The 20401-nt window shown below is 62.9% G+C and carries 23 protein-coding genes; 11 read left to right on the forward strand and 12 right to left on the reverse strand.

Annotation, left to right across the window (positions count from 1 at the left end; genetic code table 11):
* Window positions 1-462, reverse strand: coding sequence for an SRPBCC family protein (locus ACKAMS_RS04315; protein ID WP_019745480.1), 462 nt, complete (start codon window positions 460-462; stop codon window positions 1-3).
* A gap of 89 nt (window positions 463-551) precedes the next feature.
* Between ACKAMS_RS04315 and ACKAMS_RS04320 the strand changes: the two genes are divergently transcribed.
* Window positions 552-1163, forward strand: coding sequence for a TetR/AcrR family transcriptional regulator (locus ACKAMS_RS04320; protein WP_021345650.1), 612 nt, complete (start codon window positions 552-554; stop codon window positions 1161-1163).
* Between the two features lie 6 nt (window positions 1164-1169).
* Here ACKAMS_RS04320 and ACKAMS_RS04325 read toward each other — a convergent pair whose 3' ends face one another.
* Window positions 1170-1748 (reverse strand): TetR/AcrR family transcriptional regulator, encoded by a 579-nt coding sequence (locus ACKAMS_RS04325; RefSeq protein ID WP_408988648.1) that lies wholly within the window; start codon window positions 1746-1748, stop codon window positions 1170-1172.
* 82 nt (window positions 1749-1830) lie between these two features.
* Between ACKAMS_RS04325 and ACKAMS_RS04330 the strand changes: the two genes are divergently transcribed.
* Window positions 1831-2760: a DMT family transporter gene (locus tag ACKAMS_RS04330; RefSeq protein WP_408988670.1), complete on the forward strand. Its 930-nt coding sequence runs from the start codon at window positions 1831-1833 to the stop codon at window positions 2758-2760.
* Here ACKAMS_RS04330 and ACKAMS_RS04335 read toward each other — a convergent pair.
* The 6 genes from ACKAMS_RS04335 to ACKAMS_RS04360 all read right to left on the reverse strand — a co-directional run bounded on the left by ACKAMS_RS04335 (window position 2747) and on the right by ACKAMS_RS04360 (window position 6197).
* Window positions 2747-3568 (reverse strand): tyrosine-protein phosphatase, encoded by an 822-nt coding sequence (locus ACKAMS_RS04335; protein WP_408988649.1) that lies wholly within the window; start codon window positions 3566-3568, stop codon window positions 2747-2749. The genes ACKAMS_RS04330 and ACKAMS_RS04335 overlap by 14 nt on opposite strands.
* Window positions 3569-3606: 38 nt before the next feature.
* Entirely contained in the window at window positions 3607-4020 is a 414-nt protein-coding gene (locus ACKAMS_RS04340) for a phage holin family protein (protein ID WP_182261335.1), read from the reverse strand.
* A gap of 27 nt (window positions 4021-4047) precedes the next feature.
* Window positions 4048-5025: a DUF1214 domain-containing protein gene (locus ACKAMS_RS04345; RefSeq protein ID WP_408988650.1), complete on the reverse strand. Its 978-nt coding sequence runs from the start codon at window positions 5023-5025 to the stop codon at window positions 4048-4050.
* A 65-nt stretch (window positions 5026-5090) separates the two neighbouring features.
* The gene (locus ACKAMS_RS04350) at window positions 5091-5387 is read right to left on the reverse strand and encodes an SHOCT domain-containing protein (RefSeq protein WP_019745452.1); all 297 of its coding nucleotides are present in this window, start codon (window positions 5385-5387) and stop codon (window positions 5091-5093) included.
* A gap of 1 nt (window position 5388) precedes the next feature.
* Entirely contained in the window at window positions 5389-5826 is a 438-nt protein-coding gene (locus ACKAMS_RS04355) for a DUF6325 family protein (protein WP_021345646.1), read from the reverse strand.
* Window positions 5823-6197, reverse strand: a complete 375-nt coding sequence (locus ACKAMS_RS04360; RefSeq protein ID WP_019745450.1) for a PLDc N-terminal domain-containing protein — start codon at window positions 6195-6197, stop codon at window positions 5823-5825. Before ACKAMS_RS04360 ends, ACKAMS_RS04355 begins: the two co-directional genes overlap by 4 nt.
* A 169-nt stretch (window positions 6198-6366) precedes the next feature.
* On the opposite strand from ACKAMS_RS04360, the gene ACKAMS_RS04365 reads away from it, so the two are divergent.
* Window positions 6367-7902 carry a LuxR C-terminal-related transcriptional regulator gene (locus tag ACKAMS_RS04365; RefSeq protein ID WP_408988651.1) on the forward strand — a complete coding sequence of 512 codons (1536 nt, stop codon included), beginning with the start codon at window positions 6367-6369 and terminating at the stop codon, window positions 7900-7902.
* Here the strand turns inward: ACKAMS_RS04365 and ACKAMS_RS04370 are convergent.
* Window positions 7837-8424: a TetR/AcrR family transcriptional regulator gene (locus ACKAMS_RS04370; RefSeq protein ID WP_408988652.1), complete on the reverse strand. Its 588-nt coding sequence runs from the start codon at window positions 8422-8424 to the stop codon at window positions 7837-7839. The genes ACKAMS_RS04365 and ACKAMS_RS04370 overlap by 66 nt on opposite strands.
* Before the next feature lie 95 nt (window positions 8425-8519).
* Between ACKAMS_RS04370 and ACKAMS_RS04375 the strand changes: the two genes are divergently transcribed.
* From ACKAMS_RS04375 to ACKAMS_RS04390, 4 genes are all read left to right on the forward strand, one after another.
* Complete coding sequence (locus tag ACKAMS_RS04375; protein ID WP_037133785.1) at window positions 8520-10298, forward strand: ABC transporter ATP-binding protein; 1779 nt, start codon at window positions 8520-8522, stop codon at window positions 10296-10298.
* A gap of 75 nt (window positions 10299-10373) precedes the next feature.
* A complete protein-coding gene (locus tag ACKAMS_RS04380) occupies window positions 10374-11585 on the forward strand; it encodes an acyl-CoA dehydrogenase family protein (RefSeq protein WP_264613390.1) in 1212 nt (403 codons plus the stop codon).
* Window positions 11582-12607, forward strand: a complete 1026-nt coding sequence (locus ACKAMS_RS04385) for a phosphotransferase family protein (RefSeq protein WP_020970897.1) — start codon at window positions 11582-11584, stop codon at window positions 12605-12607. Before ACKAMS_RS04380 ends, ACKAMS_RS04385 begins: the two co-directional genes overlap by 4 nt.
* Entirely contained in the window at window positions 12604-13341 is a 738-nt protein-coding gene (locus ACKAMS_RS04390) for an SDR family oxidoreductase (RefSeq protein WP_020909251.1), read from the forward strand. The genes ACKAMS_RS04385 and ACKAMS_RS04390 overlap by 4 nt, the downstream gene beginning before the upstream one ends.
* Window positions 13342-13345: 4 nt before the next feature.
* Here ACKAMS_RS04390 and ACKAMS_RS04395 read toward each other — a convergent pair whose 3' ends face one another.
* Window positions 13346-13891 (reverse strand): hypothetical protein, encoded by a 546-nt coding sequence (locus ACKAMS_RS04395; RefSeq protein ID WP_046379352.1) that lies wholly within the window; start codon window positions 13889-13891, stop codon window positions 13346-13348.
* A 144-nt stretch (window positions 13892-14035) separates the two neighbouring features.
* Here ACKAMS_RS04395 and ACKAMS_RS04400 point away from each other — a divergent pair, with 144 nt between their 5' ends.
* Genes ACKAMS_RS04400 through ACKAMS_RS04415 form a run of 4 tightly spaced genes read left to right on the forward strand, consistent with a single transcriptional unit; the run spans window position 14036 to window position 16515 of the window.
* Window positions 14036-14536 carry a methylated-DNA--[protein]-cysteine S-methyltransferase gene (locus ACKAMS_RS04400; RefSeq protein WP_408988653.1) on the forward strand — a complete coding sequence of 167 codons (501 nt, stop codon included), beginning with the start codon at window positions 14036-14038 and terminating at the stop codon, window positions 14534-14536.
* Window positions 14523-15077, forward strand: coding sequence for an RNA polymerase sigma factor (locus ACKAMS_RS04405; RefSeq protein ID WP_408988654.1), 555 nt, complete (start codon window positions 14523-14525; stop codon window positions 15075-15077). Before ACKAMS_RS04400 ends, ACKAMS_RS04405 begins: the two co-directional genes overlap by 14 nt.
* Entirely contained in the window at window positions 15074-15673 is a 600-nt protein-coding gene (locus ACKAMS_RS04410; protein ID WP_080909903.1) for a methylated-DNA--[protein]-cysteine S-methyltransferase, read from the forward strand. Before ACKAMS_RS04405 ends, ACKAMS_RS04410 begins: the two co-directional genes overlap by 4 nt.
* Window positions 15670-16515, forward strand: a complete 846-nt coding sequence (locus ACKAMS_RS04415; protein WP_408988655.1) for a DNA-3-methyladenine glycosylase family protein — start codon at window positions 15670-15672, stop codon at window positions 16513-16515. Before ACKAMS_RS04410 ends, ACKAMS_RS04415 begins: the two co-directional genes overlap by 4 nt.
* A gap of 3 nt (window positions 16516-16518) precedes the next feature.
* Here ACKAMS_RS04415 and ACKAMS_RS04420 read toward each other — a convergent pair whose 3' ends face one another.
* Entirely contained in the window at window positions 16519-18744 is a 2226-nt protein-coding gene (locus ACKAMS_RS04420; protein ID WP_046379348.1) for an MMPL family transporter, read from the reverse strand.
* Between the two features lie 102 nt (window positions 18745-18846).
* Complete coding sequence (locus ACKAMS_RS04425; protein ID WP_047888298.1) at window positions 18847-20397, reverse strand: bifunctional 3'-5' exonuclease/DNA polymerase; 1551 nt, start codon at window positions 20395-20397, stop codon at window positions 18847-18849.
* Window positions 20398-20401 lie beyond the last annotated feature (4 nt).

Consider the following 20401-nt stretch of genomic DNA (forward strand, 5'->3'; position numbering starts at 1 on the left):
TCAGCCTTCGCCGCGGGCCGCGAACTGCTGCTCGAGGCTGTGGCGCAACGTCTCCTCGCTGTTCCTGACAGCGTTTTCGACGAACGGCCCGATCAAGCGGCCGAGAGCCTTGCCGGCAATGCCGCCGGGGAGTTTGTAGGCGAAGTCGACGGAGAGCTCGGTCTTGGAATCGTCGATCGCGGCGAACTCCCACGTGGACGAGTTGGATACACCGCCGAGCGAAGACAGCTTGATGATCCGATTCTTCTCCCACTCGGTGACCTCGAGCTTGGAGCGCAACGTGCTTGGCCCGATCTGCATGGCCGCGTCGAACGTGGCGCCGAGCCCCTGATCGAACTCTCCGAACGGGGTGAACTCGGAAACACCGAACATCCACGTCGGGACGTTGCGGTAGTCGTCGATGTAGTCGAAGGCGACATCAACCGGCACGGCAGCAACCGCGGAGTGGCGAACATGGATCATGACTGGTCCCTGTCTTTCGGTGAACATCGACTGTAACCAATGGCACCGACGCGTTCGGCGGCGGCGCAACGGCGATCTACGGTATCGGTATGACGAACGAGCTTCCGGTACGCGGGTCCTGGCGCGATTACGAAGACCTGGGACTACCGAAACCGCTCGCTGCGGCGCTGGAGGCGTTCGTCGAGCAGGGCTATCACGGGACTTCGATCCGTGACGTCGCGTCGCGGTCCGGGCTGTCGGTGCCGGGGCTCTACCATCACTACCCGTCCAAGCAGGCTCTGTTGATCGGTCTGGCGACCGTGGTGATGACGGAGTTGTTGGAGCGAAGCCGCGCCGCCGAACTCGATGCCGGGGACGATCCCTCGGACCGCTTCGACGCGGTGATCGAATCTCTGTTGCGGTTCCACATGTTTCGACGCGAGCAGTCGTTCGTCGCCTCCTCCGAGATCCGCAGCATGGAGCCCGACAGTCGGGCTGGTTACATCGCGCAGCGCGACGAACAGCAGAAGCAGGTGGACCGGATCGTCCTCGACGGCGTTGCTTCGGGCGTGTTCGATGCCGACCATCCCGAGGATGCCAGCCGAGCTGTCGTGACGATGTGCGTCGCCGTCGCGGTGTGGTACCGACCGGACGGTGAGTTGTCTCCGGACGAGTTGGTGGAGAGGTATCTGGAGATAGCGCGTCGGATGGTGGGGGCGTAGGGGCGATCACCCGGAATGCTTCAGCATTTCGAGGGCCGCATCCCGGCCGACGTCGAAGGGGTCGGTGCCGATACCGATCCCGTCTGCGACGAGGGCGCCTTCGTGAAGCAGCATGATTGCCTCGACGAGACGTTCGTCGGCTTGCCCGTCTGTCGCCAGAATGCGCCGAAAGACGTCCAACATTTCCTGCTTCTGTTCGGCGATGACAGCGAACACCGGGTGTGACCGATCGCTGAACTCGGCGTGAGCGTTGACCATGCTGCAACCTTTGCCTCCGCTCGCCTTGGACCAAGAGGCGGAAGCGTCGAATGCCGCACTCAACTGCTCGGCGCGGCTGTGTCCGGCTGATGCGAGCTTCTTGTCGCGAAAGGCTCGCCACCGCCGATCTCGATCCTTCAGATATTCCATGACGAGGCCGTCTTTCGAGCCGAACCGCTCGTACAGAGTCTTCTTCGTGACCCCGGCGTCCAGTGCGACGATATCCACGCCTACGGCGTGAATTCCCTTTTCGTAGAACAGCTTCGATGCCGACTCCAGAATGCGACGTGCTTTCGGAGTCAAGTCGGGTACGGATTCGTCTGCCATGGACAAAAGTATACCGATCTGTATAGTCGACTCCATGAGTAAACAGATCGGTATACCTCGGATCGTGACCTCGAGATCTGCCGTGACGGCCACCTTGTCGGTCCTGTTCGTCGCGTGCTGGAGTTCGGGATTCATCGGAGCCAAACTCGGCGCCGGCAGTGCCGAGGTCCCCACGCTGCTGATGTGGCGTTTTCTCCCGCTTGCGGCGGTACTGGTCCCGATTGTCTGGCTGTCCGCCCGGCGCCGGAAAACGATGCCGACACCGCGGGCTCTCGGCAGGCAGGTGGTGATCGGAATACTCTCCCAGAGTGGCTATCTGTTGTCCGTGTACTGGGCAGTCGATCTCGGCGTGAACACCGGAACCGCAGCGCTGATCGACGGTATTCAGCCGCTGGTGGCAGCCGCGCTGCTCGGCCCGGTCCTCGGTGTCGCAGTCCCGCGGATGCAGTGGATCGGATTAGCGATCGGACTGGCCGGCGTCGCGACGGTCACGGCAGCCGACGCCGGGGCCGGTACATCGGCCCCGTGGTGGGCGTACGCGATTCCGTTCCTGGGAATGCTCAGCCTCGTTGCATCCACCTTCGTCCAGCAACGCGCTCCCACGTCCACGCCGCCACTGCAGGCTTTGGCCATCCACTGCTCAACCAGCGCAATAGTTTTCACAACTCTGGCGATCGTCTCGGGTGCTGCCGTACCGCCGAGTGTCAGCACATTCTGGATCGCATTGCTCTGGTTGATCGTGTTGTCCACCTTCGGCGGATACGGGCTGTACTGGTTGTTGCTCCGCCGCATCGGCATCACGTCCGTCAACACCTTGATGTTCTTGATCGCCCCCGTCACCGCGGTCTGGGGCGCACTGATGTTCGGAGAATCCTTCACTCCGTTCACCGCTCTCGGCTTGGCGGTGGGCATCGTCGCCGTCGTCGTGGTCACCCGGGTGGACAATCGACCGAAGAAGCATGACGAGAGCACGGATTCCTGCCCGGCAAGAGCTCCGATCACGTCGCGCTGACGAAGCCCGATCGCGATGTGAACCGCTCGCGGAGCGTGGTGAGTTGCTCTGCGGTGAGCTTGAGTCCGTTGATTGCGTAGTCCTCGACTGTGCCGAAGCGCGTGCGCATTTCGTCGAGCGCGGCGTCGAAGTAGCTGTCGCGGACTCCGAGGAGCGGCCGGAGCAGTTCTCCGTCAACGCCTTTGCTTGCGGCGAAGTCGAGGATCGGTTCCGTCATGGGCGCCAGATCGGTGTTCGTCTCCAGGCAGTCGGCGCGCACATCGGCTTCGTCGGCGCCGAGGAGGAGCAGGAAAGAGGTCGCGGCCCACCCGGTGCGATCTTTGCCGGTGGTGCAGTGGAAAAGTGCTGCACCGGTTCTTGTTTCGTCGATGAGGTCGAGATAGAACGCGCGGTAGGCGTCGAGGGCGGACGGCAGGCTGACGAAGTTGCGGTTCGCTTCCTCCATCTGTGCGATCCCACGTCCATCGCTGATAGTCTCGGCGTACGCGACCGGGTCCGTCATGAGTAGTCCGGTGGCCGCGGCGTTTTGGGCATTGTCGGCGAGAACGTCGAGCCAGACCGTCCGCGTCGAGTCAGGGAGATTGTCGAGCGCGCCGTCGCGCTCGGCAGCGGTCCTCAGGTCGTAGACCGTCCGGACGTCCAAGTCGGCGACCGCGGCGACGTCGTCGCCGTCGAGTTTCGCGAGCGTCGCCGAACGGTAGAGCGCGCCGGCGCGGACGGTGCCATCAGCAACGGGAATGCCACCGAGATCCCGGAAGTTCGGAGCGGTCTTCAGGAGAACGCGACGATCGAGCGGGTGAGTTGGCATGGCTGACTCCTTGTGGGTTCCGTTTCCGAACTGATCATTCATGCCTTCTGCACACTGCGCACGAGCTTTTCGGCATTGCGTCTCTTGATCCACTTGTCGATGACGAGAGCCATGAAGATCCACCCTCCCAACGCCGTGATCACCCACACGATGATCGGGGCGAGGATCCAGGACCCGACGCCGCTGATCGCAATGCCGTCGGGGACCAGGGTCGCAACCCAGAGCGCGAGCAGCGTGGCGACCAAGCCGACACCGCCCGCGAGCGGAGCCGCGTAGTGCAGTGCCACGCTGAGCACGAATGGGCCGAGAATCATGTGGGCGAGGGTGAATACGCCGATAGCGGCCAAGAAACCGTTGACGCTCAGGCTGACCCCGGGCAGCGCAAAATGCACGACGATCAGCGCGATCGCGCCGAGTATGCATTGCGAAACGAGCTGAAATAACAGACGCATGGCTTGTACCTCCGTGATCAGGTCTAGTCACCCGAGAGTGATGTGTGCGTGGGGAACGCTTTGCTGGAGGGCCTCGGGACGAGGCGCCGTCCAGGTTCCGTCGAGCACGTCGGGGCGGGGGCGGTACAGGCGCAGTACGTAGTTCCAGCCCGGCATGATGGGCAGTGCGTTCGCGACGCCGTCGAGATTGACGCCGAACCGGATGGTGGTGCTGCCGTCGGAGTCGGGGGTGGCTGTGAGGCTGTTGATGCTGTTGACGCCCAAGGCGTTCTCTTCGAAGTATCCGGCTGCGTTGTACAGCGAGACCGACCAGAACGCATCCACGGGAACATCGTTCAGGCGGAGACGGTATTCCCCGATCGGGAGACGTTCGTCGAAGTTGACGTAGGTGGCCTCGTACTCGGGAAGGCCACCCCAGCCGGATGCGGTACCGAGCAGGTGCCTGATCGGGTCGACTTCCGCCGCGGTGCCGAATGAATGGTCGTAGGTGGTGATGCCACGAGCGAGTGCGAGGAGCGCGTCGCGGGTCTCGGTCTGCGATTGTTCGTCGTAGTCGGGCAACGGGAACTCTCCCGTTCCGCCGCCGTCGATGGTGAGGGCGTCTTGCAACCGGTTCACCTCGGCGACGTCTTCGGGGCTGTTCGGATCGACGAGGATACGCACGATCAGTGCGGCGTAATCGGTTCCGACCAATTCGCGCGTGAGCAGGTGCTCTCCCGGATCGCGCAGGATGACGGGACCGAAGTGATCTTGACTGACCACCCACACGGAGATGTAGCGCTTGCCGGTATCGGGCACCGTGATCGTGACGTTCTCGCGCACGTCGATGATCGCGCTGCTGTACAGAGTGTCGCGGTTCTGGCGGATGATCGGCTGGTTGTCGAGTGACCCGAGCTCGCGAGTGTGGTTCCACGTGCCCAGGCCGACGCCCGCGGCCAGGCGAGCGAACATGAGATCGGATTCTGCCCGATTGAAGTTCAGGACGTTGACGGCGATCGTGGACATAGCGGATTCCAATCGGTGTCGGGGTACGGAAGCGGGCGCGGTAATCCATGGCCCGTCGGGGTGAATCAGCCCAGCAGTCGTGCTTTCGCGGCTTGGAACTCGGCGTCGCTCAGTAGGCCTTGTGATTTGAGATCGCCGAGTTTCTGCAACTCGGCGACGAGATCGACCGGGGGTGCGGGTGTGGGGAGTACGGCCTGCTGCTGGGCGAATTCGTACTGCGCCTGCTCGTAGTCGGCCTGAGCTCTCCTTTGCCGGCGGGTGGCCATACCGTCGCTGACGGCGGTCGCGGTACCGGTCACGACCGCGGTGCGGGCGGCGAGGCCCAGCAGTCCAGGGCGTCCTCGTCTCGGGATGTACGGCATGTCAGACCTCCAATTTCGGGATGATCGTGTCCATGAGGGCATTGACGACGGGCGCGGGTATCCGCTCGTAACCCAGCAACACCGCGCCGGACTCGGCGGTCCGGGCGGCGAGTTCGCGCTGATAGACCAGCTCGAGCGCGACCAGCAGCGCTGAAGCGCCGGCGGGAATCGCCTCCGCGAGTTCGGTGATGTCTTCATGCCCGAGCAGACCGGACGCGCCGAGCATTTCGACGTTGATCTCGAAGCCGTTCGGCAATTCCTCGACCTCGACGAGGGTGAGTTCACCGTCGTCGGACTTGGAGATGACGATCAGATCGAGTAGTCGTACCAGGCCGGTATCCGTGATGTCGGTGAGCGCGCAGAACGCGGCGGGGTCGAGGCTCTGCCCCGGCAGACCGAGAAGGTAGAAGTCGACGGGGCCGAAACGCGCGTCACTCACGAGAGCACCTTCAGTTTGAGTGCGGCAAACTCTTCCTCGCTGATCGATCCGGCTTCGAGGAGTGCTGCAGCTGTGGCGATTTCCTCGCTGGGACTCTTTCCTGCGACTTCGCGGATATACGATTCGGCCGCGCTCTCGGCCTCGCGTGCGGCCTTGTTGCTGCGTTCCGTCATCCCATCGCCGCGGGCGACGAGATAGACGAGCGCGGTGAGGATGGGTAGGAAGAGCAGGAAGAATATCCAAACAGCTTTCAACCAGCCGCTCAGCTTGTGGTCGCGGAACAGGTCGGCGACGATCGCGAACAGCGCGAAAAGATATCCGACGAAGACGGTCGCCCACAGCATCCAGCCGAGGCTTTCCCAGAAACTCATGTGTCTTGTCCGTTCGTGTCAGGCCTGCGCGTCGGCATTCCGCCGACTCGCGCTTTTCAGTTGATTCCGGCAATTCTCACCGGTTTCCGCATGCTTCGATCGCTGTCTCATCCGAAGCGGATGAGACGGGATTTCCACGGCCGTCGAACGTCTCGAGTATCTTCGACACATGATCGAAGCCGTGCGTGACGCACTCGCCTCCGGTGAGGCGGAGCAGGCTCGACGCGTCCTGCGGAAGAATTGGCTCCGTCTGATTCTCGAATCTCATACCAGGGAACTCGAGCAACTCTGCCTTGCGCATCCCGATCCACACGATCCACACATCCTGCTGATACGGGCGTGCTGCCGCGACCTCAGCGGCGATCCGTACGGCGCGGAGTTTCTACGCGGGCAGGGTCTACGGGTCGCGTCCGACGATTTTGTCGTCTGTTTCACCGACCTACTGCTCGCTCCGGACACCTCGACCAAGGCCGTCATCGCCGATCGCGCGCGTCACGCCCTCGCCCAGTGCGAGCCCGAGGACGATTACCCGTCCGCACTTTTCCTCCTCGGGTGGACCGAGATCAGGCTTCGTCGTGATCTACCTCGCGCCATCGCGCTACTTCGCTCCGCCGGCGATGAAGCGCGGTTGCAGTCGCGTGCGGAGACGTTGCGTCTCGCGCAATCCAATTTGGCTTTTGCACTCACCCACGCGGGAGTGTTCACCGAAGCCGAACAGATCCTCGACGGCCTTCCTGCCCGAGAGGTTGCATCCGACTGGGAACGCTTCGAAGGTGGACTCCCACAGTCGAATCGAGGGTGCATCGCCTATTGGCGTGGCGACTTCGAGGAAGCGATCGCTCAGTTCGACTCGATAATCGTGGAGGGCAGTCCCGGAACCAACTTCGAGGCGCTCGCCCGTCTGTACCTGGTGATGAGCCTGATCGCTCTGAACCGGAAAGACCGGTACCACAACGCCGCTCGGCTGCTGCGAGGCGTGAGCACTGCGGACAAGCACGGCATTCCTTGGGATACGCTGCGGCGCGTCACCACGGCCTGGCTCGCCCACGCTCAGGGGCAGGACGAGCAAGCTCGCCGCATCGCAATGCCCACGCTGACCAGAACAGGTGCTGCGGTCGCTCACGCGCTTCTCGCGGAGCTCTACCGAGTCATGGGGGATCCGGAACCGTCAGCGCAGGCGCTTCGGTTGGCAACCTCGGCCGCGCTGCCCCGATATGCGCTGGTGAGCACCCTTGTCACGACTGCCGCCCTGAGCTCCGTCGCCGGGCGTGGACCGCAGGCACACGAGCAGTTGGATCGTGCGCTGGCCGAGGCAATCCCCGAGCGTATTCTCGCCCCATTTCTGAGCGGCGATCCGGTAATCGTCGATCTGTTGAACGCGCACGCAACACAGGGGTCGAGACACCAGGAGCTCCTGCGCACGATTCTGGAAAAACGGGGCCAGCTCTCTGCCAAACTCGCCGGAGTCCTGACGGAACGTGAGAAAGAGATCCTCACTTTTCTGCGAACTACGATGACTGCAGACGAGATCGCTGCGCACCTCGGCATCGCCTATCCCACTGTGAAGACTCACATTCGCTCGATTTACCGCAAATTAGGTGTGGCCAAGCGGCGTGCCGCTGTTCAAGCAGCCGACAACCTAGACCGCGGGATCGGGGGCGATTCCGCGACGGAGGCTGCGAACCGTCAGATCCAAGGCTTGTAGTCGAGTCCCGGAACCGCGGTTCACGTAGTCCATCGACGTGTAAAGCAGTGACCACAGTAGGTTCTGCACCCAGTCCGAACCCATGTCGGGGTCGATGGACCCGTCGGAGTGTCCGCGTTCGATGGCGTCGGTGACTCCGTCGTCGTTCGACGCGGACTCGGCAAACGAATCTTCTTGATAGACGCCGGGAGTGAAGAACAGGACCGTCAAAAGGTCGGCCAGTTCGAAGTATTCGTGGCAGAGGCGAACCAGTGCCTCGGCTCCGGTGCCCTCACCGAGTCGCGCCGCTGCTGCGGCCTCACCGACGGCGCGAGTGGCCTCGGCCGCGACTGCGTCGACCAGGTCGGATCGTTCGGGAAAGTAGCGGTGCAAAGTGGTCCGGCCGACCTTCGCGGCCGAAGCGATCTCGCTGAGGGTCGCAGCAGGCTTGGATGCGAACACCGAAACAGCAGCATTGAGGATGGCCTTCCGTGTGCGCTCGCGGGTCGCGCTTTGTTCTGGTGCGCTGTGGATCGTTGTCACGAATTCGAAGCGTAGCCGTGTCCGGTTTCGGTATCCAGTGTTTCCGAATCGGAATTTCTCTTGCCCTTTATGGAACATTCGTGTTCCATAAATTCATGCTTGAATCCGACGCTTCTCAGCCCGCACCGAAATGGAGCAATCTCCGCGTCCTCTCGGAGTTCGCTCGACCGCATCTGCCGTCGCTCCTCCTCGGATTGGTACTGGCGCTGTGCGGCTCGGCGGCGACGCTGGCAACGCCGATGGTCACCAAGTGGGTTCTCGACACCCTCGATACCGGTGCGTCGCTGAAGGGACCGATCCTCACGCTCGTCGTCCTTCTGATCGTCGGTGCTGTGCTCGGTTGTGCTCAGTGGATCGTTCTCGGAACCGCCGCCGAGAAGGTTGTCTTCGACGCCAGGTCTTCGCTGGTGAGGCGATTCCTGGCGGCGACCGTACCTTCGCTGCAATCGCGATCCGTGGGTGAATTGGTCACCCGGGTCACGTCGGACACCTTGCTGCTGCGGGAGGCGGCGTCGTCGGCCGCAGTGAATATTCTGAACGCAGCCGCGTTGACCATCGGAACGATTGTTCTGATGGGCGTTCTGGATCTGCCGTTGTTGGGGGTCACCATGGTGGCAATCGTGTTTGCCTCCATACTCTTTGCCGTTCTGATGCCTCGGATTTCCGCAGCCGAAGCGCGAACCCAGGAATCGCTCGGTCAGCTCGGCGGCGTACTCGAGGGTGGCTTGCGTGCGATCCGGACGGTCAAGGTTTCCCTCGCCGAGGATCGCGTCGGCGCTCTGGTGACGACCAATGCGTCCGATGCGAAAAAGCATGCGATCACGGCGGTTCGAGTGTCGGCAACCGCGTGGACTGTCGCGTGGACCGCCATTCAAGGATCGATCATTGCCATCCTGGGCTTCGGTGCCTGGCGAGTCGCCGACGGTGAAATGGCAGTCTCGACGCTCATCGCGTTTTTGCTCTACGCCTTCACCCTGATGGGGCCGGTGTCGGAGCTTGCGCAGAACGTGACTTCTGTTCAGTCGGGAATCGCGGCAGCTATCCGGATTCGCGAGATGCAGTCGTTGCCCACCGAGCAGTACGACGAGGTCGTGGACGTGGTCGCGAAAACAAATGCTGCCGCGCCGCTGATCGAGTTGCGCGACGTCACCGTGAGTTACCACGGGTCGAACCAGCCGGCGTTGCGCGATGTCTCGCTGGTCATTCCGACGCGTGGGCACATGGCCATCGTCGGCCCGTCGGGTGCCGGAAAGACGACCTTGCTCTCGACTGTGCTGCGATTTGTCGAACCGCGATCGGGTGAGGTTCTCCTGCATGGAGTCGGTTACGACGCGCTCGATCACCGCGCTGTGCGCGAGAGTCTCGCGTACGTGGAGCAAGAGACACCGGTGGTGCCCGGAACGATTCGGGAGAACGTCGTCTTCAGCCATCCCGACGCGACGGACGAAGAAGTCCAGGCCGTTCTGCGCTTGCTCCGACTCGACGACGCGATCGAGGCCCTGCCGAACGGACTCGACACCGCTCTGACGGCCACCTCGCTGTCGGGCGGCCAACGTCAGCGGATCGCGATGGCACGCGCAGTTCTGCGACCGAGTGCTTTGCTTCTGCTCGACGAAGCCACTGCCCAGGTCGACACACTCACCGAAGCCGCGATTGTCGACGCGATCAACGAACGTGCACGTACCGGGGCCGTGGTGACCATCGCTCACCGGCTCTCAACGGTGCGTGACGCCGACTGGATCGTGGTCATGGAAGACGGTCGGATCCGCAACATCGGCAACCATGACGAGCTCATGGACAAGGACGATCTGTACCGCGACATGGTGGTTGCCGGCCGGCTCGATCAGGGCGAGGCGATGCTCGAAGATTGTTGACCCGGCGCATCGGCATGTGCGAGAGTGCTGTTACCGAGCGATCGCTCGGTCGGGATGTTCTTTCGGAGGTGGCTGGTGGCAATCGATCTGACGTACGCGCCCGAGGTGGTGGCGCTGATCGAGAAGACGCGCGACTTCACGCGCAACGTAGTGCTCCCCATCGAAGACGAACACGCCGGTGACATCGCCGTCGCGGGTGGCGATGCCATCCGCATCGAGATGCAGGCGGCAGCAAAAGAAGCCGGTGTCTTCGCACCGCATGCACCGATCGAGTACGGCGGCCACGGACTCAACATGAGTGATCGCGCGCCTGTCTTCGAGGAAGCCGGCTACTCGCTCTTCGGGCCGACGGCGCTCAACATCGCTGCGCCGGACGAGGGCAATGTTCACATGCTGGCCCACGTCGCGAACGAAGCACAGAAGCAGCAGTTCCTCGCGCCGCTCGCAAGCGGGGACATGCGGTCGGCATTCGCCATGACCGAACCCGCGCCGGGAGCGGGATCCGATCCCTCGGCTTTGAACACCCGCGCCGAGAAAGTCCCCGGTGGCTGGAAGATCAACGGTAAGAAATGGTTCATCACCGGCGCCGACGGCGCCGGATTCTTCATCATCATGGCGCGCACCTCCGGCGAGCCCGGGCAGCGCGGCGGAGCGACCATGTTCCTGACGCCGACGGACACAGCGGGTCTCATCGTGGGTCGGCACATCGACACTCTCGACAAGGCCATGATCGGCGGGCACTGCGAGGTCACGTTCGAGGATCTCTTCGTTCCCGACGAGGCCGTTCTCGGTGAGGTCGATCAGGGTTTCGCTTACGCGCAGGTTCGTCTCGGTCCCGCCCGGATGACGCACGTGATGCGCTGGCTCGGTGCAGCGCGCCGCGGCCACGACGTCGCCGTGGCCAGGGTTGCCGAACGAGAAGGCTTCGGCTCGAAACTCGGTGATCTCGGAATGATCCAGAAGATGGTCGCCGACAACGAGATCGACATCGCAGCCAGTCGCGCACTTCTGGTGCAGGCCTGCTTCGAACTCGATCAGGGCGGGCACGCGAGCAACGCGACGTCCATCGCCAAGACCTACGCGGCCGAGGCGATCTTCCGGATCGTCGACCGCTCCATTCAGATGTGTGGCGGAATGGGCGTGTCCGGCGATCTGCCGCTGGCACGGTTGTCCCGCGAAGTGCGTCCCTTCCGCGTTTACGACGGTCCGTCCGAGGTTCATCGCTGGGCAATTGCGAAACGTGTTGTCGGCGCTGCGAAGCGCGCTGCTCGGGAGGAGGCGAAGTGACGGACTTCCCAGGACTCGATCTCGCGGCGCTCCACAAGTATCTGCAAGCCGCAGGCGTCGAGGTGAGCGGTGAGTTGCGAGCCGAACTGATTTCAGGCGGCAAATCCAATCTCACCTACGGAATCTTCGACGACAACTCGAAGTGGATTCTGCGTCGTCCACCCACGGCCGGCCTCACACCGTCGGCGCACGACGTTGCGCGCGAGTTCCGAATCACCTCGGCGTTGCAGAACACCGCCGTGCCGGTCGCCCCGACCGTCGTGCTGTGCGAGGACGCCTCGGTGATGGGTGCGTCGTTCACGGTGGTCGAGTTCGTCACCGGTCAAGTGATCCGGACCAAAACCGAGTTGGAAGCTGTTCCGGCAGAGCAGGTCACGCAGTGCACCGACGAGTTGGTGCGTGTTCTCGCTGCCCTGCACGACGTCGACTACAACGCAGTGGGTCTCGGCGAACTCGGCCGACCCGACGGTTACGTAGCCCGTCAGGTGAAGTTGTGGGCCGGTCAATGGTCACGCGTCAAGACCGAGGACTCGGCCGATGTGGACAGGTTGGCGTCGAGCCTCGCGGAATTGATTCCGGCTGAATCGGCTTCGTCGATCGTGCACGGCGACTACCGGATCGACAACACGATTCTCGCGGCGAACGACGTCACCAAGGTTGCCGCAGTGGTGGACTGGGAACTGTCGACGCTGGGTGATCCGCTGGCGGACATCGCGATGATGTGCGTCTATCGGCATCCCGCGCTGGATCTGGTTCTGGGTGAGCCTGCTGCGTGGACGAGCCCGTCGCTACCGTCCGTTGTCGATCTGGCGCAACGGTATTCGTCCGTTTCGGGTCGTGAACTGGCGCATTGGAACTTCTACATGGCGCTCGGGTTCTTCAAACTCGCCGTCGTGGCGCAGGGCATCGATCACCGATTCCGAGCAGGAGCCACCGTCGGCGGGGGATTCGACAAGGCTGGATCTTCTGTGCCGGAACTGATCTCGGCCGGACTCAACGCACTGCAAGGGAAATTCGAATGACTCGATCAGCACTGGTCACCGGCGCCTCCAAGGGAATCGGGCTCGGCATCGCAACACGCTTGGCTTCGCAAGGGTACGGGCTGACCATCACGGCGCGTGATGCCGAACGGCTCGCCGTTGTCGCCGAAGAACTTACGCGCGCCGGATCGCCGAACGTCGTCGTCTCGGCAGGCGACATGGCGGACGAGAACTTCGCCGCAGCACTCGTAGCCACGCACGGCGAGCGATTCGGCTCCATGCGAGCCCTCGTCCTCAACGCCGGAGTGGGAACCAGTGGGCGAGTGGCTGACTACCCGATGCGCCGTTTCGACAAGACCGTTGCCGTCAATCTCCGGACACCGTTCGCACTATTGCAAGCGTCGCTGCCGCTCCTGCGTACAGCGGCGGACGCGGACCTCGCCGGCGGAGCAAAGGTGATCGCTCTCGCCTCGATGGCCGGTGTGTATGCCGAGAGCGGCTTGGCCGTCTACGGAGCCACCAAAGCTGCGCTGATTTCGATGGTCGAGGCACTCAACGCCGAGGAGTCCGGAAACGGCGTCAGTGCGACGGCCATCGCTCCCGGTTACGTCGATACCGACATGTCGGCGTGGACGCGCGATCGGATCACACCGGACACCATGATCAAGGTCGACGACATCGTGGAGTTGGTGGACGGTCTGCTCAAGCTCTCGTCTCGAGCGGTAGTTCCGAAGGTCGTCATGACGCGTGCTGGGACCAACGGCTACTCCGCCTGAAATTTCAATCCAGCTTGGCTTCGCCCCGCTTGCGAAAGAAGTGAAAGCCAGGCACTCCGACGATTGCCTGCCGCAGGTCCTTGACCACTCCGAGGAGTTCGTGGATCTCGGGTGAGACGGAGTCGAGAGTTCCGAGGATGGGCAGCACCGCGGCCACCCGGTCGGTGAGCTCCGGTAGTTGGTCGATCAGCTTGATCGCGGCGCTGACCTCTGCCTCGGAAAGGTCGTCGGCGAACCTGGCGGCCAGCGGCGCGAGCTGTAGGGCGATGGGCTCGTAGATCTCGAGGAGTTGTCCCGCGATGTCCGAGGTCTGTTCGACGGCCTCGACCAGCGTCTCAGCTCGAACGGTCACGGCGGCGGCTCCGATGACGACGCGGTCGGCGTTGTCGGCGATCTGGTTGATGCGTGCCACCAACCTCTCGACCGAGAAGAGGAGCGCCTCGAGTCGAGCGGGCAGGGTGACCGCAAAAGCGACCGTGGACAGGGACCAGTGCACCACGTCGCCGACGGAGCGGACGACGGTGGAGCTGCCGGGCAAAACTAGAGCCATCCCTCGATACTGCCTGATGTGACGTCAAAGTACAGGTAAATCTCACATTCACGAGGCCAGCGGCGTCTTCGAGGTGTCGGTGCCGGCACGGACAATCAATTCACCCGCTGCCTGCTGCACCGCGCAACCTGGAAGGATCGAGACATGACGGCTATCCGTACGCACACAGTGATCGACTCGCCGATCGGGGCGTTGACGCTGGTAGCAGCAGGTGACGAGCTCTGCGGGCTGTACATGGCGGAGCATCGCCACAAGCCGGACGAGTCCACGTTCGGTGATCGTTCCGCGGCGGTCTTCGGTGAAGTCGAATCGCAGCTCACCGAGTACTTCGAGGGTGATCGCACGGAGTTCTCCGTGCCGCTGGCGCCCGTGGGCACCGAGTTCCAGAAGCGGGTGTGGGATACCTTGCGAACGATCCCGTACGGCGAAACCTGGACATACATGGAGCTCGCGCAAACTTTGGGTAACCCGCTTGCGATCCGTGCCGCCGCCGCTGCAAACGGCAAGAATCCGATCAGCATCATCGTTCCCTGTCATCGTGTGGTCGGTAGCGACGGAAGTCTGACCGGTTTCGCCGGCGGCCTCGAACGCAAGCGGTTCCTGCTCGACCGCGAGCACGGCGGCGAATCGGATGTCCTCTTCTGATGCGCTCGGCTCACAATTCGGTGATCGGGAACGTCTACCGATCGTGAGACTCAAACCGTTCGAAGACGTCGTGACCGAATACGGTGCAGTGGTCCTCCGTGTCTGCCGCGCGGTGGTCGGTCCCGTCGACGCCGAGGACGCGTGGTCCGAGACGTTCATCGCAGCGATGCGGGCATATCCGGATCTGAATCCGGACGCGAACATCGAAGCCTGGCTGGTGACCATCGCGCACCGCAAGGCAATCGACATCACCCGAGTGCGCGCCCGCGTGGCCGTGCCGACAGACGAGTTTCCGGAGTTGCCGACGCGAATCGGCGTACCCGGAACGTGGGATCACGAACTCTGGGACGCACTCGAACAGCTACCGCTCAAACAACGTGCGGCAGTCGCCTATCACTTTCTGGGTGGGCTGCCGTACGCAGAGATCGCGGACATCCTCGGCAACACCCCGGCGGCCGCCAGACGCGCGGGTGCCGACGGTATCGCCACACTACGAAGAATCTACTTGTCCGCTACCGCTGCGGAAGGGAGTCACTCATGAGTAACGATGTGTTCGAGGCGCTTCCAGCCGTTGACGCTGACGCCATGATCCGCCTACGGGCGCGCCTGGCTGCGCAGGCGTCCGAAGCTGAATTGATCGACGTGGCATATCGAACCGTCGATTCGCCGGTCGGAAAGCTGCTCCTGGCGGCGACCGATGTCGGCCTGGTGCGGGTTGCCTTTGCCGTCGAAGGGCACGACCTCGTTCTGGAACGTTTGGCGGACACCGTCAGCCCCCGTGTGCTTCATTACCCGCGCAGGCTGGACACTGTCGCTCGCGAGTTGGACGAGTACTTTGCCGGTGCGCGTCGAGAATTCGATCTGCGCTTGGACTTCCAACTCGCGAAGGGGTTCCGACGCGAAGTGTTGCGTCATCTCCCCGAGATCGAATACGGCCACACTGCAAGCTATTCGGTGGTCGCAGTAGCGTCGGGAAGCCCGCGTGCGGTGCGTGCCGTGGGGACCGCATGCGCAAAGAATCCGCTGCCGTTGGTGGTCCCGTGTCACCGGGTGGTGCGCAGCGACGGCAGCCTCGGGCAGTACGCCGGTGGCCCCGAACTGAAAGCGATTCTGCTGGATCTGGAAGCCGGCCGGTGAGCGCAGTGACGCTGCGCTTTCAGGCACCCTATGCAGTCGAACCGCTTACCGGTGCCCTGCGGGCTCACTGCGTCGCAGGCCTCGAGCGTCACGACGACGGTGTTCACACCAGAGTCGTACCGTTGCCTTCCGGCCCGGTTGTCGTGTCGGTGTCGTGGACAGACGACGGTGTCGTCATGGATTCCGATGTGCCAGCGGGGGATTCCGCAGTGCTGGAGGTGATCGTGCGTCGTTGGCTCGACCTCGACGCCGATCACACTGCTGTCGAAGCAGCGTTCGGTAGCGATGAGTTGTTGGCCCCACTCGTTGCCGCCCGTCCAGGATTGCGGGTGCTCGGCTCGGTGGACGGTTTCGAGACCGCAGTGCTCACCGTTCTGGGGCAACAGGTTTCGCTCGCCGCAGCGAGGACGTTCGGTGGTCGTTTTGTCAGCGCATTCGGAGCGCCGGTGGAAGGGGAGTTTCTTGCCTTCCCTGATCCGGACGCGGTTGCAGCGCAATCGCCGGAGGACATACAGAAAGCCGTCGGATTGACCACAGTGCGCGCAAGAACAGTGCACACGTTGGCAACTGCGGCAGCGAACGGTCTCGATCTCTCCTGGGATTCGGATCCTGTCCAATTTCGACAAGAGTTGTTGGCGCTACCGGGAATCGGACCGTGGACCGCTGACTATCTCACTGTTCGAATTCTCGGTGATCGCGACGCCTTCGTACCCGACGATCTGGTGTTGAAGCGAGCGTTGGGGGTCTCGTCGGGCAAAGAAGCCGCAGCGTTGTCCGAGCGCTGGCGACCCTGGCGAGCGTACGCACTCTTTCATCTGTGGACCAAGGAAGCGTTTCTGTAGTGGTCAGTCTTTCGCGCGGGCCAGTTCGGACGGCCACCATATACGTTTCCCGATGTCGTGAGAGAGCGCAGGCACCAGGACACTGCGCACGATGATCGTATCGAGCAGCACACCGAAGGCCACGGCAAATCCGATCTCGGCGAGGAAGACCAGCGGCAGGATGCCCAGTACGGCAAATGTTGCGGCCAAGACGATTCCGGCTGAGGTGATCACACCCCCGGTGACCGCAAGACCGCGCAGGACACCTGCGCGGGTGCCGAATTCTCCGGTCTCCTCTCGCACACGGGTCATCAGGAAGATGTTGTAGTCGATACCCAGAGCGACCAGGAACACGAAGGCGAACAGTGGGAACGATTGATCCGCCCCGGCGAACCCGAATACGTGTGTGAAGAAGAATCCGCTCACACCGAGCGTCGCCGCGAAGGAAAGCACCACGGTGACAATGAGAATCACCGGGATCAGCAGAGCACGGAGCAAAGCGGCCAAGACCAGGAAGATCACCACCAACACGATCGGGATGATCAGGTTTCTGTCGCGGACCGAGGCCGCCTGGACATCGAGGGTGGTGGCCGTGCTGCCGCCGACGAGCGCGTCGGCGCCGGGCACGTCGTGGACGGCAGTCCGCAGTCGCTTGACAGTTTCGAGTGCCTGCGGCGAATCGTAAGAGTCGGCGAGGGTTGCATTGATCATGGTTCGGCCGTCGATCGGTGCAACGGTGAAAGCCGCAGGGGCGCAACCCGCAGCGGCGGCTTGTGCGACGGCAGCGGGGTTGGTCTTGATCAGCTCGCTGACCTTTGCGACGTCCACCTGGGTGCAGACGGCGCCGGGATCCTGCGAGATACCTTCGACGCCGCTGGCTGCTTTGATGACGGCGTCGGCCTGGTCGGCGTTTGCGGTGATCACGGCCGGTGCGCCGGCTCCGGGATCGAACTTCGAGTCGTAGAGTTCTTGTCCGACAACAGCGTCGGGACGATTGGTGAAGCTTTCGGTGGATGTCAGGCCATCGGTTTTGAGACTGCCGATCCCGGCCGCGAACAGGATGATCAACAAGACTGTGGCGCCGATCCACAGTGGGCGGTCCTTGCTGCCGACGGCCTCGGCGATCTTGCCCCACATCCCGTGCGTCGTAAGGTCTGCGGCGTGATCGACCTTGGGCTTGCGCGGCCAGAAGACCCACCGTCCGGTGGCGGCCAGAGCGACCGGCATGAACGTCATCATCACCAGATAGGTGCAGGCGATCCCGATGGCGGCGACGGGTCCGAGGCTCTTGTTGGAGTTGAGTTGAGAGAACGTCAGGCAGAGCAGACCGAGAATGACGGTGACAGCCGAAGCGGTGATGGCCGGCGCAGACTCGCGCCAGGCCTTGATCATCGCGTCGAAGCGGTTGGGATACGTGTGTAGTTCTTCGCGATAGCGAGAGATCAAGAGTAGGGCGTAGTCGGTACCGGCACCGATCACCAACACGAAAAGGATGCCTTGAGATTGTCCGGTCAGAGTGAGTAATTCGGCTTTCGCGAGGAAATAGATCACCATCGACGACAAGCCGATGGCGAGGAGCGCGGAGAACAGCGGGAAGAACCACAACACCGGCGATCGGTACACGACAAGCAGGATGAGGATCACGACCAGGAGTGCCGCGCCAAGGAGCGCTCCGTCCAGACCGGCAAAGGCGTCGATGAACGCAACGAGTAGCCCACCTGGCCCGGCTGGGAGTACCTCGACATCACCAGCTGCTTGTTTTGCGGCGTCGATGACGTTCTGCTCGGTGGTCGCCAGGACATCGCCTGCCACGGATGTGTCTCCGTCTTTGGCGACGAGTGGCACGAAGATCGACGCAGTTGTGCCGTCGGCGGAGTACTGAGTGGGTTGCATTCCGTCGGCGTCTACTCCGGAGATGCCGGCAATAGCGCCGTACGCCGAGTTGATTGCAGATTTGTCCGCCTCGGTGAGGGCCGAATCTCGATGGAACAGAACAAAACCAGGGATCGTCTCGACCGCGAGGAAGTTCGCGGATTGATTGCTGACGATCGTCGATTCTGCGGAACTCGGCAGGTACGAGGCGTTGTCGTTCTTCTGAACCTCGGCGAGTTTGCCTTGGAACGAACCGCCGAATCCGCCTGCGACGAAGGCAAAGATTGCAAGCGCGATCACGGTGAAGATCGGCAGTCGACGGCGTTTGACCGTTCCGCGCTCGTTCCGTTCTGCATCAGTTGTATCCAGCTTGGTCATGGTTCTCCTCGAACGCAGTCGACCAGCACCAACAAAGCAACGTTTTCCAGTAGAACACGCAATACGGGCGCGGTGGAACCGCTTGGAGTGGAATTGACGACGCTACGAAGTGCCTTTGCCGTAAGTCTCGCGGGCTGCGACGTCCATGGGAAAACGGACGACTGTGTCGCCGAACAACAATCGAGTTGCCGAAGCCGCAGCGGCCAGCACGTGGGCGGCACCTGACTCGGGGTTTCGGGTATGCACGACCACTTCGTCGTGCTGGAAGAAGACCAACTCGCCGTCCGGATCTTCGGCGAGGCGTCGCCTGAGGTCGGCGAGCAGGCACAACGCCCACTCGGACGCAGTGGCCTGAACGACGAAGTTTCGCGTGAAACGACCGCGGGCATGAGCGTCGCCGTGGGAGTAGAAGTCGGGAGACGGTGGGGGACAGGCCCGGCCGAGCAGTGACTTCACCACCTCGCCGCGCTCACCTGCCTTGGCAGCTTGCTCGACGTACTCGACGGCGACCGGGAATCGCTTCCGCAACAAGATGAGCAGTGCTTTGGCTTCACCCGCCGTCGCCCCGTACAGGACTCCGAGGATTGCGACCTTGGCTTTTGCGCGATCCCCGCCGAAGGCTTCGGCACCGACAAGTGCGTACAGATCGTCGTCGCCGGCGGCAGCCATCATCCGGCGGTCGCCGGACATGGCGGCCAGAATTCGGGGTTCGAGCTGACCGGCGTCGGCGACGACGAACACGTGGCCCGGATCGGCGACGACGCTCGAGCGCATGGTCTTCGGAATCTGGAGGGCCCCGCCGCCCCGGCTCGCCCACCTGCCGGACACGACACCACCGGGAACGTAGATCGGGCGGAATCGATCGCCCCGCACCCAACTGTCCATCCACTGCCAACCGTTGGTGCTGTACAGCTTGGCGAGTTCGCGATGACGAAGGAGTAGCGGCACAGCCGGATGATCGATCTCCTGCAGAAACCACTTGCGCGTCGACGGAAGTTCGATGCCCTGACGCCCGAACGCCTCGGTGATCTCCACCGAAGACGAAGGATTGACGGTGCGCCCGAAGACCTCACTGATCTGTGCGGCAAGTTCCTGCATACGAGCGGGGAGGTCGTATCCCGTCGGCCGCGGCCCCAGCCGTTCTTCGAGGAGTTCGCGATGCTTCTGCGTCGAGAACGGAAGGCCCGTGTGCGTCATCTCGGCGGCGCTGAGAGCGCCGGCCGATTCTGCTGCGATCAACAAGTCCAGTCGAGCGTCCGCGCCGATGGTTGCGCGCTGCTCGGCGAATTCGGTGACGACGGCGAGGGGATCGAGAACGGGTGCAGTGTCGAAGAGTCCGAGTCGATCGTCGTCGAACTCCTCGGCAGGCGGTGACGGTTTGCCGACGCGCATTCCGAGTATCGCGCGGGTCAGGGAGATGTCGTGGCACCGCTGAACCCGTACGCCTGCCCGCAATAGCGGTGGGTACACGGTCGCCGTACTCGGCCACACCCACCGCGGGTGCTCGGCTTCCTCGATGGTGCGCACCGCTGCGATCAGGTCGGGGTATTCGACGGGATCGGCGAGCGGCGTTCCACCGGGATCGGTCCGTAGGACAGTTGCCGTCACAGCTCCCGTGGACGTCGTACTACCGGGGACCAGGACAACTCGCACGACA

Source organism: Rhodococcus sp. 5A-K4, from assembly GCF_046097995.1.
GTDB classification, from domain to species: Bacteria; Actinomycetota; Actinomycetes; order Mycobacteriales; family Mycobacteriaceae; genus Rhodococcus_F; species Rhodococcus_F erythropolis.